The 12,578-nt window shown below is 36.6% G+C and carries 14 protein-coding genes; 11 read left to right on the top strand and 3 right to left on the bottom strand.

From position 1 onward, the window contains the following. The 4 genes from OL225_RS01400 to proC all read left to right on the top strand — a co-directional run bounded on the left by OL225_RS01400 (nt 1) and on the right by proC (nt 4,053). Nucleotides 1-1,206: a pyridoxal phosphate-dependent aminotransferase gene (locus OL225_RS01400; RefSeq protein ID WP_047378951.1), complete on the top strand. Its 1,206-nt coding sequence runs from the start codon at nt 1-3 to the stop codon at nt 1,204-1,206. A 10-nt stretch (nt 1,207-1,216) separates the two neighbouring features. Further along, nucleotides 1,217-1,702, top strand: coding sequence for a hypothetical protein (locus OL225_RS01395; RefSeq protein WP_047378952.1), 486 nt, complete (start codon nt 1,217-1,219; stop codon nt 1,700-1,702). Nucleotides 1,703-1,706: 4 nt separating this feature from the next. After that, the gene (gene murB / locus OL225_RS01390; protein WP_264517029.1) at nt 1,707-2,720 is read left to right on the top strand and encodes a UDP-N-acetylmuramate dehydrogenase; all 1,014 of its coding nucleotides are present in this window, start codon (nt 1,707-1,709) and stop codon (nt 2,718-2,720) included. A gap of 529 nt (nt 2,721-3,249) precedes the next feature. Continuing rightward, complete coding sequence (proC, locus tag OL225_RS01385) at nt 3,250-4,053, top strand: pyrroline-5-carboxylate reductase (protein WP_047378954.1); 804 nt, start codon at nt 3,250-3,252, stop codon at nt 4,051-4,053. On the opposite strand, the gene OL225_RS01380 is transcribed toward proC, so the two are convergent. Then, the gene (locus tag OL225_RS01380; RefSeq protein ID WP_264517028.1) at nt 4,043-4,456 is read right to left on the bottom strand and encodes a VanZ family protein; all 414 of its coding nucleotides are present in this window, start codon (nt 4,454-4,456) and stop codon (nt 4,043-4,045) included. The two genes, proC and OL225_RS01380, sit on opposite strands and share 11 nt — an antisense overlap. A gap of 56 nt (nt 4,457-4,512) precedes the next feature. Here OL225_RS01380 and lnt point away from each other — a divergent pair, with 56 nt between their 5' ends. Then, the gene (lnt, locus tag OL225_RS01375) at nt 4,513-6,147 is read left to right on the top strand and encodes an apolipoprotein N-acyltransferase (protein WP_264517027.1); all 1,635 of its coding nucleotides are present in this window, start codon (nt 4,513-4,515) and stop codon (nt 6,145-6,147) included. Nucleotides 6,148-6,321: 174 nt separating this feature from the next. Here the strand turns inward: lnt and OL225_RS01370 are convergent, their stop codons facing one another. Then, nucleotides 6,322-8,031, bottom strand: a complete 1,710-nt coding sequence (locus tag OL225_RS01370; protein WP_264517026.1) for a T9SS type A sorting domain-containing protein — start codon at nt 8,029-8,031, stop codon at nt 6,322-6,324. 243 nt (nt 8,032-8,274) lie between these two features. On the opposite strand from OL225_RS01370, the gene rpmB reads away from it, so the two are divergent. From rpmB to OL225_RS01340, 6 genes are all read left to right on the top strand, one after another. After that, nucleotides 8,275-8,517 carry a 50S ribosomal protein L28 gene (gene rpmB / locus OL225_RS01365; protein WP_002976757.1) on the top strand — a complete coding sequence of 81 codons (243 nt, stop codon included), beginning with the start codon at nt 8,275-8,277 and terminating at the stop codon, nt 8,515-8,517. A gap of 6 nt (nt 8,518-8,523) precedes the next feature. Further along, complete coding sequence (gene rpmG / locus OL225_RS01360) at nt 8,524-8,706, top strand: 50S ribosomal protein L33 (RefSeq protein ID WP_027373683.1); 183 nt, start codon at nt 8,524-8,526, stop codon at nt 8,704-8,706. A gap of 20 nt (nt 8,707-8,726) precedes the next feature. Next, nucleotides 8,727-8,879, top strand: a complete 153-nt coding sequence (locus OL225_RS01355; protein WP_002976755.1) for a DUF4295 domain-containing protein — start codon at nt 8,727-8,729, stop codon at nt 8,877-8,879. 89 nt (nt 8,880-8,968) lie between these two features. After that, a complete protein-coding gene (locus tag OL225_RS01350) occupies nt 8,969-9,436 on the top strand; it encodes a RidA family protein (RefSeq protein ID WP_052184855.1) in 468 nt (155 codons plus the stop codon). A 15-nt stretch (nt 9,437-9,451) separates the two neighbouring features. Further along, nucleotides 9,452-10,405 carry a signal recognition particle-docking protein FtsY gene (gene ftsY, locus OL225_RS01345; RefSeq protein ID WP_264517025.1) on the top strand — a complete coding sequence of 318 codons (954 nt, stop codon included), beginning with the start codon at nt 9,452-9,454 and terminating at the stop codon, nt 10,403-10,405. Nucleotides 10,406-10,478: 73 nt separating this feature from the next. Further along, nucleotides 10,479-10,739 (top strand): GlsB/YeaQ/YmgE family stress response membrane protein, encoded by a 261-nt coding sequence (locus tag OL225_RS01340; protein ID WP_047378967.1) that lies wholly within the window; start codon nt 10,479-10,481, stop codon nt 10,737-10,739. A gap of 76 nt (nt 10,740-10,815) precedes the next feature. Here OL225_RS01340 and sppA read toward each other — a convergent pair whose 3' ends face one another. After that, a complete protein-coding gene (gene sppA, locus OL225_RS01335) occupies nt 10,816-12,573 on the bottom strand; it encodes a signal peptide peptidase SppA (RefSeq protein ID WP_047378969.1) in 1,758 nt (585 codons plus the stop codon). Between the last annotated feature and the right edge of the window lie 5 nt (nt 12,574-12,578).

Below are 12,578 nucleotides of genomic sequence, written 5' to 3'. Positions count from 1 at the left end.
ATGCCGAATATTTCAAACAGAGCGCTGCATATGCCGCCATCGCCGGTAAGAAAACTGGTTCCCTTTGCATTACAAGCAAAACAGAAAGGAATAAAAGTATACCATCTTAATATCGGACAGCCTGATATTGAAACTCCGGAAACAGCTTTAAATGCTTTAAAAAACATCGATTTAAAAGTATTGGAATATGCGCTTTCTGAAGGAAATATAGAATACAGAAAAGCCCTTACAGAATATTATCATTCATTAGGTTTTTCAGATCTTACCCCTGATAATTTCATTGTTACCAATGGAGGTTCTGAAGCTCTGAACTTTGCTATTTCTACTTTATGTGACGAAGGCGATGAAGTGATTATTCCTGAGCCTTACTATGCTAACTACAATGGCTTCACCAGTACATTTGACGTGAATGTAGTAGCTGTATCTTCTACTATTGATACAGGTTTTGCTTTGCCTCCTATTGAAGAATTTGAGAAAAAAATCACAGACAAAACAAGAGCAATCATCATCTGTAACCCAGGAAACCCTACCGGATATCTGTATACCCGTGAGGAGCTTCAGAAGCTTGCAGACATTGCTTTGAAATATGATATCGTAATCATTTCTGATGAAGTATACAGAGAATATGTATACGACGGAAAACAGCAGATTTCTATGTTTGATTTCCCTGAATTAGCTGAAAACTGTATCATCATTGATTCTGAATCCAAACGTTATTCTATGTGTGGAGTAAGAATCGGATGTATGGTTACCCGTTCCAGCAAAATCCGTAATGCTGCCATGCTTTTTGCACAGGCGAGATTGAGCCCTGTTCTTTTAGGACAGATTGCCGCAACAGCAGCACACCAGAATGATGGTGCCTACATCAGAGCGGTAAGAGAAGAATATACTCACAGAAGAAATGTATTGGTAGATCTTTTAAATGCCATTCCTGGTGTTATCTGCCCTAAACCAAGAGGTGCTTTCTATTGTGTTGCTGAACTTCCCGTAGATGATACTGAAAAATTTGCACAGTGGCTGCTTGAAAAATATTCTCTTAACAACGAAACTATCATGGTAGCTCCTGCAGGAGGGTTCTACAGTGATCCGGAATTAGGAAAGAAACAGGTAAGAATTGCCTACGTTCTGAAAGAAGAAGATTTAAAAAGAAGTGCTGAAATTCTTAAAGAGGCTTTAAAGAAGTACAGAGAAGAATTCAGCTTGTAAAATATATCCTATGCCGACAACAAAAAAACTCTATCTGAAAATACTGTTTTCGATTCTTTTGCTGTCGGCATTTTTTTCCTGTGATTCCAAAAAAACGGAACAGACTATTTCTTACAAAAATCCACACGAGATTACTTTTATCAGTGTATCCGATATCGGAGGACATCTTGGAAATTACAGAATTATTAAAGTCACAAAAGATTCCGTTTCTGCAGAAAGAGGAATGACAGCCAATCAAACCCATAAAAAATGGGTATCTGCCGTCAGTTCCAACACATGGAAACAGCTTGTATCATCGATCAGGATTGTAGACCTCGACCATATAAAAAGTTCTCCCAGCCAGCAATCGGTAGATGGAACAGATGAGACTTTCCAGATCCGGACTCCGAAAAAATCACACATCTATGTGAATGCTTATGTGGACACTTTACATTACAAGCAGTTACAACAACTTAAAGAACAACTAGACAAAATTCTTCCCAAAGAATACAAATAAAAACATGCAGGAAAATTTTTCACTAAAGCCTTATAACACATTCGGTGTTGAAGCCAAAGCCCGCTATTTTACTGAAATCAATACTATTGATGAATTAAAAGAAGCACTCGTTTTCTCAAAGACAAGATCTCTTCAGCTTCTGTTTTTAGGAGGCGGGAGCAATATCCTTCTGACAAAAGATTTTGATGGTCTTGCTGTCAGACTTAATTTAAAAGGAATTTCTGAAGAGAGCATCAGTGAAAATGAGGTATTGGTAACAGCAAAAGCAGGTGAAAACTGGCATGAATTTGTGATGTACTGCCTGAAAAAGAACTTTGGAGGATTGGAAAACCTTTCTTTAATTCCCGGAAATGTAGGAACTTCTCCTATGCAGAATATCGGGGCTTACGGAACGGAAATCAAAGATATTTTTGTCAGCTGCCAGGTATTGGATCTGGAAAGCCTCGAACTTACAACTTTCAATCTTGAACAATGCAGGTTCGGTTACAGAGATTCTATCTTCAAACAGGAAGGTAAAGGAAGATACATAATCCTGGAAGTTACTTTTAAGCTGACCCAAAAAGATCACCATATCAAAACAGAATATGGCGCTATCAAATCTGAACTGGAAAATCTTGGCATTGAAAATCCAACTATTCAGGATATCTCGAAAGCGGTTATCAATATAAGACAAAGCAAACTGCCGGATCCTAAAGAAATTGGAAATGCCGGAAGCTTTTTCAAAAATCCTACTATCCCTTTAGTTCAATTTGAAGATTTAAAACAAAGGTTTGAAAATATCCAGGGTTATCCAAATGGTGATATGGTAAAAGTTCCTGCCGGATGGCTGATTGAACAATGCGGATGGAAAGGAAAACAGATTGGAAATGTAGCTTCACACAAACTGCAGTCTCTGGTGATCATCAATGCTACCGGAAATGCTACCGGAAAAGAAATTTTTGATTTTTCTACTGAAATCATCAACTCTGTGAAAGAAAAATTCGGAATTGAACTTGAAAGGGAAGTGAATATTATTTAATCTAAAAATATATAAAGACTGATCCATATGATTTCAGTCTTTTTTTATAATACCTGTTGGATTAACGCAAAGGGGATGCGAGTTATTTTTTAAGCTTTATGTTTTATTTTATCTCATATAAAATGCGTTATGGCTGCATGATAGCTGGAAAATTGTAAGGCTGGATTCTTTCAGAATGACAAACACAACGCTTAGCTTATCCGTACACTTTGTCATTCCGTAGGAATCTATGCATAGATGGGGTGAAAAACACAAGGACTCAAGTTATTTTCTAAGCTTTATGTTGTAAGGTACTAAGATAAAATTCAATGCTGTTCGATCTTTGTGTGGCAAAAAGGATTAACCTTATCTTATTTCATTCTCACCCTTGCTGAAAATCTCACATTGAGCGAAGTCAAAATGTTCTTGTGCCTTAAAACAGCATGTTATTCAAAATCTTTGCGCTTTTGCTTTTTCCAACAATAACTCCTTACAAGTTATTCCTGCATTCCAAAAAATCATTATTTTAGCTTAAAAATTACAATTCACGATGAAAATAGCTATTCTTGGAGCCGGAAATATGGGACTTTCTTTCTCAAAATCATTTTTAAAATATGAACTGATCAAACCTGAACATCTGCATCTTATCATCAGAAATCAGGAAAAAATATCCAAAATAGCTGAAGAATTCCCCAAGTCTAAAATTTCCACCTTTGAAGAAGTAAAGGAACTCGATGCGGATTTGATCATCATAGCTGTAAAACCTCAGGATTTTCATTCGGTTGCCCAAAATATCCAATTCACTTTTAAAGAAAACCAGATGGTTTTATCCATCATGGCCGGAATTAATATTGAAAAGATTCAGAAATTACTGAATCATCCGCTTGTTGTAAGAGCAATGCCGAATTCCCCTACTCTTCTGGGAATGGGAATCACGGGATATACCGCTGCAAACGGAATTTCTTTCAGCCAGTTAATCAATATAGAAAGATTACTGAACAGCACGGGAAGATCAGTTTATCTGGAAGAAGAAGAGCTTCTGGACGGTGTTACAGCACTTTCAGGAAGTGGTCCTGCTTATTTCTATTACATCATTGATGCAATGATTAAGGCCGGAATTGAAATGGGAATTGAAGAAAACCTCTCCAAACTTTTTGTAAAACAGACGATGCTGGGAGCTTATCATTTGATCAATAATTCAGAAAAAAATCTTGAGGAACTGATTAAAGATGTTGCATCCAAAGGCGGAACGACAGAGGCTGCTTTAAAAACATTTGAAGACAACAGTTTCAAAGAAATTCTGAAACAGGGAATTCTGAACGCCGAAAAACGCGCTAAGGAACTTAATAAGTAACTCTTTTTTCAATCATTCTGCAAAACTCCCATCCCAGATACACTCCAAAAGTATTCAGGATGATATCGTCTACCTCAAATATTCCCATTCTTGTAAAGTATTGAAGGGCCTCAACAATGATGATACACGAGATAAAACTAAATAGTAATGGCTTTAGTTTTCTCAGGTCGGGAAAAATCCAGCCCAAAAATCCAAAAGGAATAAACATAATAATATTTCCTAAGACAATGGTAACAATATCTATCGTCCTGTTTGGACCCTGAATAAATTTTATTGTAGAAAAAACGGGTTCCAAAGTAAGGAGATTTTCTTCATACTGAAACCTGCCCATTCCCAAAAACATCAGGTAAAGCAGAAACAAAGTATACGGAATAATAATGATTTTATATATTTTCTTTAACATTGAACTGCTAATATATTCATTTCAAAAACATTAAATTTGTGTATTAAAATAATTTAATGAAATACGTTCTACTTACACTTATTTCAGCAATGCTGCTGTCGGTTTCATGGCCAACTTATGGAGTTCCGTTTTTTATATTCTTTGCCCTTGTTCCGCTTCTGATGATGGAACACGGAGTTTCAAAGTTTTCAGATTACAAAAGGAAAAGCTGGGTCGTCTTCGGATTGTCTTATCTATGTTTTGTGATCTGGAATATTGTAACCACGGGATGGCTGTACGGCTCAAAGAATCCTGACGGAAGCCATTCTCTGATGGCTGTTGTATTTCCCGTATTGGTCAATTCTCTTTTATATTCTTTAGTATTCCAATGCTATCACTGGTACAAAAATGCCCAGGGAACCTATTGGGGACTGGGATTCCTGATCGCGATCTGGATGAGTTTTGAAAAATTCCATTTGGGATGGGAGCTTACATGGCCGTGGCTTAACCTTGGGAATGTATTCGCCGATTACCCCAAACTTATCCAGTGGTATGACACATTAGGAGCTACCGGAGGAAGCTTCTGGATACTTCTGACCAATGTTCTGATTTTTTATACAGTAAGAACCTGGGAAGCTGGCAGAAAGAGAAAAGACCTGATTAAAAATTCTGCCATTGTTGGAGCTTTAATTGTTCTTCCAATGATTATTTCAGTGATTAAATACAATAATTTTGATGAAAAGCCAGCCGGACAGGTGAGCGTTTTGATGCTGCAGCCGGATCTTGATCCTTATGCCGAAAAATATTCAAAAGACAGCCTTACCATTGAGCAGGACTTACTGGCGCTTGCTGAAAAAAATTCAACAGGCAAAATTGATTATTATATTGCTCCGGAAACAGCTCTTCCCGGCAGAGGATCTATTTCTGAAACAGCTTTTGAAAAGAGTTTACTTCTCAACAATATCAAAGGATTTTTATCCAATCATCCGGGATCTGTTTTTGCAACCGGAATTTCTTCACACCGTTTTTTTTATAATCCGGCTGATTTACCTAAAGAAGCGTATCAGATCAATAGTGGTGTTTGGGTAAGCAGTTATAATACAGCGATTCAATTGGTTCCTAACCAAAAAGTACAGGCTTACCACAAAGGGAAATTGGTACCGGGTGTTGAAATATTTCCTTATATGAATGTTTTAAAACCACTTTTAGGAGATGCCATGCTCAACCTGGGTGGTACTGTGGCGTCCTTGGGAACAGATAAAGAAAGAGTTGCCTTTTCAAATCCTTATAACAAAGGGAAACTGGCACCTATCATCTGCTATGAAAGTATCTATGGTGAGTTTGTAACAGATTATGTAAAAAAAGGAGCTAATTTCTTAGCCATTATGACCAATGACTCCTGGTGGGGTGTTACAGAAGGGCATAAACAGCTTTTGTCTTATGCTAAGCTTAGAGCCATTGAAACCAGAAGAGAGATTGCCCGTGCTGCTAACAGTGGAATTTCTGCCCACATCAATGCTAAAGGAGAAATTACTGCTGATACTTTCTACGGAGACAAAACAGCTTTATTTGCCAAAGTGAACCTGTATGACACCATGACATTTTATACCAGAGCGGGTGATCTTCTTTCGAGGTTTTCCATATTTGCATTGGGCTTTTTATTATTCTATTATCTGATTGAATGGTTCAAAAAGAAAACGAAGAAAGCTTAATACTAAACACAAATTGCACAAATTTTTGCACAAATAACACAGAACCGGCATGATCAATAAGATTTGCGAATGCTGAATTTTCTTACCTATTATGCAGATTTTAATTCTATAAAAAAGAGAAAAGCCAGCTGGACGTCTGGCTTTTCTCATTGATAGAAGATAGAATTGATTCAATTATTTAATCGTAAGCTTCCTTGTGGTTATTTCGTTTTTTATCTTCAGTTTTAATAAATAGACTCCTTTAGGTAAATGGGATACATCAATAGACTGATCTCCATTCACATTGATATTCAGTTTTTTTCCATCCATAGAATACATTTCAGCTTCTGAAACTTTTTCCCCTTTGATATAAACTTTATCGGATACAGGATTCGGATAGATGATAACTTTTTTATCAGATTTAATTTCTGCTGTCCCCAGCACACTTTGTACAGAAGCGTCAGAATAGACTTTTGAAGCATCAATAGATTTCACACTCCAATACACATTCTGAATGGCCGGATCAAGATCCAGAAACCATGATGGTGTTGTTACTACATATTTGGCAATATCATGAGCTCCCTGTGCAGATCCTACTGTAATTTCATAACGTAATGCACTCACCGGAGTTTTATCATCTGAAGCACCGCTCCATGTAAAATTAAAACGGTTTCCGTTTTTGGTCATGTTCAGTTGAGTTGGCGGTGTAGGCTTTGCGTTTTCAGCAGTAGAATTATTTTTAAATATCTTAGTTAATGAAGGCAGATCAGAAGCCGCCCAGTCGAAGCCGCCCAATAAGATATCCAGATGGCGGTCATTATTAAAATCAAATAGATTAATCAGCCCCGGACCTCCCAGTGCACTTATACCCGTTAATGTTCCTTCATTAAAATTATTATTGGAAACATCATAGATATAGGTTTTCACAACAGCATTATAGTTTTCATTTCCTGAAATAATGAAGTCGTAATACCCATCATTATTAAGGTCACCAACACTCAGTGAAATATCTGAAATATCAGTTCCGGTAATTGTTTGAGGGGTCAGATTACCTGTACCATCGTTCATCAGAACCGCAAAATATCCGTCATCATTTCCATCTCTTCCAATCACTACAACATCCTGAAATCCGTCTGCATTAAAGTCGGCAAAATCTATTTTCCCAACAGCTACAGGAGCTAGATCCTGCGTTGGAGTAAGAATGCCTGCCTGATTCATATATACTTTAGAAACCGGAGCCCCATTAATATCTGACCCAATAATCACAAGATCCAAAAGGTTGTCATTATTAAGATCTACTACTTTAAAGCTTCCGTTTTGAGTTCCGTCAACCCAGTTTGCTGTCACATCAAAACCAGCACCCGTATTTTTATAATAATCCAATGTATTTCCAAAACCTCCCCCATGGCCATATTGAGTTCCGTTAATAGCATAATCAGATTTTCCATCGTGATTAAAATCAAAAACTTCTACTGATCCATAAATTTTCCCCGGAAGTTCAGCATCTTTTACAAACCCTGTTCCTGTATTTTTGAACCGGTATTGTTTATAGTTCACAACATCCATATAGCTGAGCCCTGTGGAAATAATATCCATAAGCCCGTCATTATTATAATCAATGAATTTAATATCTCCAAGATGGGTCACATCAGCCCCCAGTCCTGCATATGGTAATAATGTTGTTCCATTATTCTGATACACTTCATTATAAGTACTATCTACATTTCCGTCACCATCAGAATCTATGGCTCCATTGAGCACGATATCCATTGTCCCATTGTTGTCTATATCTGCAATGTCTGCCGCAGAATAATAAAAATTATTCATGCTGGTCTGTACCTCAGTAAAATTCTGAGCCATCAGGCCCACAGGCAACATAGACAATAAAATATAAATCCTCTTCATAGTTGTTTTTATTTAGATTAATTAAAAACAAAGATGGAATATTAAATTCTGAGCTTTAAAAAAAGCCTGTATGAAATATATCAGCACCCATTATCTGCTGTATCCCAAGGATTCTACTATTTTAAAAATTCATGATTATTAATCAGTCACTTATTTGCAAATATTTTCTAAAAGATTTGTCTATCTAAAAAATTCTTCGTTATTTTGCACTCTCAAATATTATACAAATAAGAACATCGAGATATGTCAAGAATTTGCCAAATAACAGGAAAGCGTGCAATGGTTGGTAACAACGTTTCTCACGCTAATAACAAAACGAAGCGTCGTTTTGAAATTAACTTATTAGAGAAGAAGTTTTACCTTCCAGAGCAAGATAAGCACGTAACACTGAAAGTATCAGCTCATGGATTGAGAGTGATTAACAAGATTGGAATCGAGGAAGCTATTGAAAGAGCTACTAGAAACGGATTGATTAAAAAGAATTAATAAATCATGGCAAAAAAAGGAAATAGAGTTCAAGTAATCCTTGAATGTACAGAGCACAAAGAAAGCGGTATGCCAGGAATGTCTAGATACATTTCTACAAAAAATAAAAAGAACACTACAGAGAGATTGGAATTGAAAAAATACAATCCTGTTCTTAAGAGATCTACCCTTCACAAAGAAATTAAGTAATTTATAAATAATAACTTACCATGGCAAAGAAAGTAGTAGCAACCCTACAAAGCGGTCAGTCTAAGAAAATGACGAAAGTGGTGAAAATGGTTAAGTCTTCTAAATCAGGAGCTTACGTTTTCGAAGAAAAAGTAATGAATGCTGACGAAGTAGACGGTTATTTGAAAAAATAATCAGTACTTTGTTTACAATATAAAAAACTACTCATATTTTGGGTAGTTTTTTTGTTATCTTTGTGCACCAGATTATTAATCAGTAAAGTATGAAAAAGATACTTGTTCTGGCCTGCACAGTAACTTTTCTATTTTCATTCAGTCAGAAAACAATGAGTCCTGTAGAATATAAAAGTTCGCCAAAAGTCTTCAGCATAAAAGGCCTTTCACAGTCAGTAAGTATTGACTGCGGGAGTTCTAAAATGATTTTATTATCCGGACAGGTACCTCTGGACCCGGAAGGTAATCTTCTGGGAAATACTATAGAGGAACAGACGCATCAGGTTTTCAAAAATATTGAAAACATCCTGAAAGAATATGGAGGAACAGGAAAAGATATTATCAAACTGGGAATCTTTACAACAGACATCAAAAAAACACCTGATTTCAGAAAAGTCAGGGATTTGTATGTCAATCTTCAAAACCCTCCTGTAAGCAGCCTTGTAGAAGTGAGCAGGCTTTTCAGAGATGATGTGCTTATAGAAATAGAAGCTACAGCAGTGATTAAAAATAAATAAGAATAAACTAAAACTATGAGTTGGTTTAAAAATATTTTCAAAAAGGAAGAAAAAGAAACCTTAGACAAAGGATTGGAAAAATCCAGCCAGGGATTCTTTGAAAAAATGACGAAAGCCGTAGTCGGTAAAAGCAAAGTAGATGATGAAGTACTGGATGATCTGGAAGAAATACTGATTGCATCCGATGTAGGTGCCTCCACCACTATCAAAATCATAGGAAGAATTGAAGAACGTGTTGCCAGAGACAAATATGTAAGCGTAAACGAGCTGGATAAAATTCTTCGTGATGAGATTTCAGGGCTATTGCTTGAAAATCCTCATGCCAATACAGGAAATATTGACACCTCCAAAAAACCTTATGTCATCATGGTTGTAGGAGTGAATGGAGTGGGAAAAACAACAACAATAGGAAAACTGGCTCACCAGTTTAAATCAGAGGGTAAAAAAGTAGTTCTCGGAGCTGCAGACACCTTCAGAGCTGCTGCAGTAGACCAACTTGTGATCTGGAGCGAAAGAGTGGGTGTTCCTATCGTAAAACAGGAAATGGGATCTGATCCTGCTTCCGTAGCATTTGATACTGTACAAAGTGCTGTAGCCCAAAATGCAGACGTTGTCATCATTGATACAGCAGGAAGACTTCACAACAAGATCAACCTGATGAATGAACTTTCTAAGATCAAAAGAGTAATGCAAAAAGTTATTCCTGATGCTCCTCACGAGATCCTGTTGGTTTTAGACGGTTCTACCGGACAGAATGCCTTTGAACAGGCAAAACAGTTTACAGCTGCAACGGAAGTAAATGCTTTAGCCGTTACAAAACTAGATGGAACAGCAAAAGGAGGAGTTGTAATTGGTATCTCTGACCAGTTCCAGATTCCAGTTAAATATATTGGTGTAGGCGAAAAAATGCAGGATTTACAGCTTTTTAATGGTACGGAATTTGTAGACTCATTCTTCAAGAAAAGATGATTTATATCATGTTTTCCCTTATATTAGCAACAAATCAATTTTAAATATTAACAATTAAAAAAAATTTGCAACTATGGGAATACTAACATGGATCGTATTCGGTCTTATTGCAGGTGCAATCGCTAAAATGATCATGCCTGGAGCTCAGGGAGGAGGATGGCTAATCACTATTATCCTGGGGATTCTGGGAGCATTTGTAGGAGGAGCTATAGGAGTTTACATTCTACATTGGGGAGATGTTTCTTCATTCTGGAATCCAAGAAGCTGGATTCTTTCAATCGGAGGAGCTTTAATCATTCTCTGGATTTATGGAATGGCTACCAAGAAAAGCTGATAAATGCTTATAAAAAAAATAAAATCCCGGATCTGAAATTTCAGATCCGGGATTTTTGTATACAATATAAATTTAGTTAGTTGTTGATTCTGATTTGGTAAGGCATTTCCATCTTCACCTCAGACTGTAGTTTTTTATCTGTGATCTGCTGCAGAATCTCATAGTTGGATTTACCAATCTTGTTCTTAATAATTCTCGCAGAAACGTCTTCTTCATTCAGATCCTTGAAGATTTGCTCAAACGGTGACATTCTCTTAGGAAAAGCATCTACCTGGTAAGACTTTAATCCTGCTTTTTGTGCAGCAAATTTCACAGCATCATTCAAAGTACCAAGTTCGTCTACTAAACCAATCTCTTTGGCACGAACTCCGCTCCATACTCTACCCCCTCCTACATTATCAATCTGCTCAAAAGTTTTCTTTCTGTTCTGAGTCACAAAATGTACAAATCTCTTATAAGTACCCTCCACACTTCTCGTCATCATATTTACCCCATAAGGAGTCACTCCATTTAATCCTGAATAATACATAGAGTTGGCATTGGTAGCAACAATATCCGCACGGATTCCGTTTTTGCTTGCAATATCTTTATAATAAGGCATTACTCCAAATACTCCGATAGAACCGGTAAGTGTATTAGGCTCTGAATAAATTTTATCCGCTGCCATGGCAACATAATATCCTCCTGAAGCTGCATAATCACCGAAAGAAACCACCAATGGTTTTTTCTTTTTCAGCTGCTGTAATTCAAATAAAATCTCATCTGAAGCATTGGCACTTCCCCCAGGAGAATTGATTCTGAAAACGACTGCCTTCACTTTATCATCCTCCTGAAGCTTTTTAATATACTTCACATATTTTTCAGAATGAATATCATTGTATTCATCTCCATTATTAATAGATCCCGAAGCATAAAGTACAGCAATCTTTTCACCAGATTTATCTTCATCAGCATAAGAATTGATATAGCTTGTCAAAGAAATCTTATTCAGCTTTTCTTTATCTTTAACACTTAACTTCGCCTTAAGAAGATCTTCGTATTCTGATTTCTGGATCAGTTTATCTGCAAGTTTATATTTTAAGCCTTGCTCAGGAATCATTCCATATAAACTGTCAGTAATCGTTCTGAACTGAGCTGTATCAATTTTTCTTGAAGCAGCCATTTTGTTGGAGGTGTTTTTCCAAAGGTCATTCAAAAGAGTACTTAACTGTTCTTTATTTTCAGGAGAAATATCATTTCTTAAAAAAGGTTCTACCGCAGACTTGAATTTACCGTGACGGATCACTTCAATCCCGATCCCATATTTATCCGCAAAATCCTTAAAGAAAGTAACTTCTGTAGAAAGACCTTTTAGTTCGATCATTCCTGCCGGATGCAGATAATATTTATCAGCAACAGATCCTAAATAATAAGCAGACTGTGATACTCCGTTTCCGTAAGCATACACAAATTTTCCGCTCTTCTTAAAATCTTCAATAGCATTTCTAAGATCATCAATCTGAGTCAGCCCTGCATTCAGATCATCTGCCTCAATACTGATCCCTTTAATATTATCATCGGTCTTTGCTTTATTGATAGCTTCCAATGCATCATATAAAAGAACACTTTTATTTTGGGCACCTATACCAAACAATCCCATCTGCTCTTCAGTAGGACTATCGATTATATTCGTCTTTAAATTAATCGTAAGAACCGAGTTCTTTTTCACGGCCACCGACTTATCATTTCCCATAGAACTGAACACAAGCATCATGATGAAAAAGATGAAAAATAAAGCGCAAAGTATGACAATTGCTACTATATTTGCCAAAACATTTTTGAAGAAACTTCTCATAAATC

The sequence above is a fragment of the Chryseobacterium viscerum genome, from assembly GCF_025949665.1.
Taxonomy (GTDB): Bacteria; Bacteroidota; Bacteroidia; order Flavobacteriales; family Weeksellaceae; genus Chryseobacterium; species Chryseobacterium viscerum_A.
Note: the sequence above shows the minus strand (reverse complement) of the source record. Positions and strands in the feature narration are given on the sequence as shown.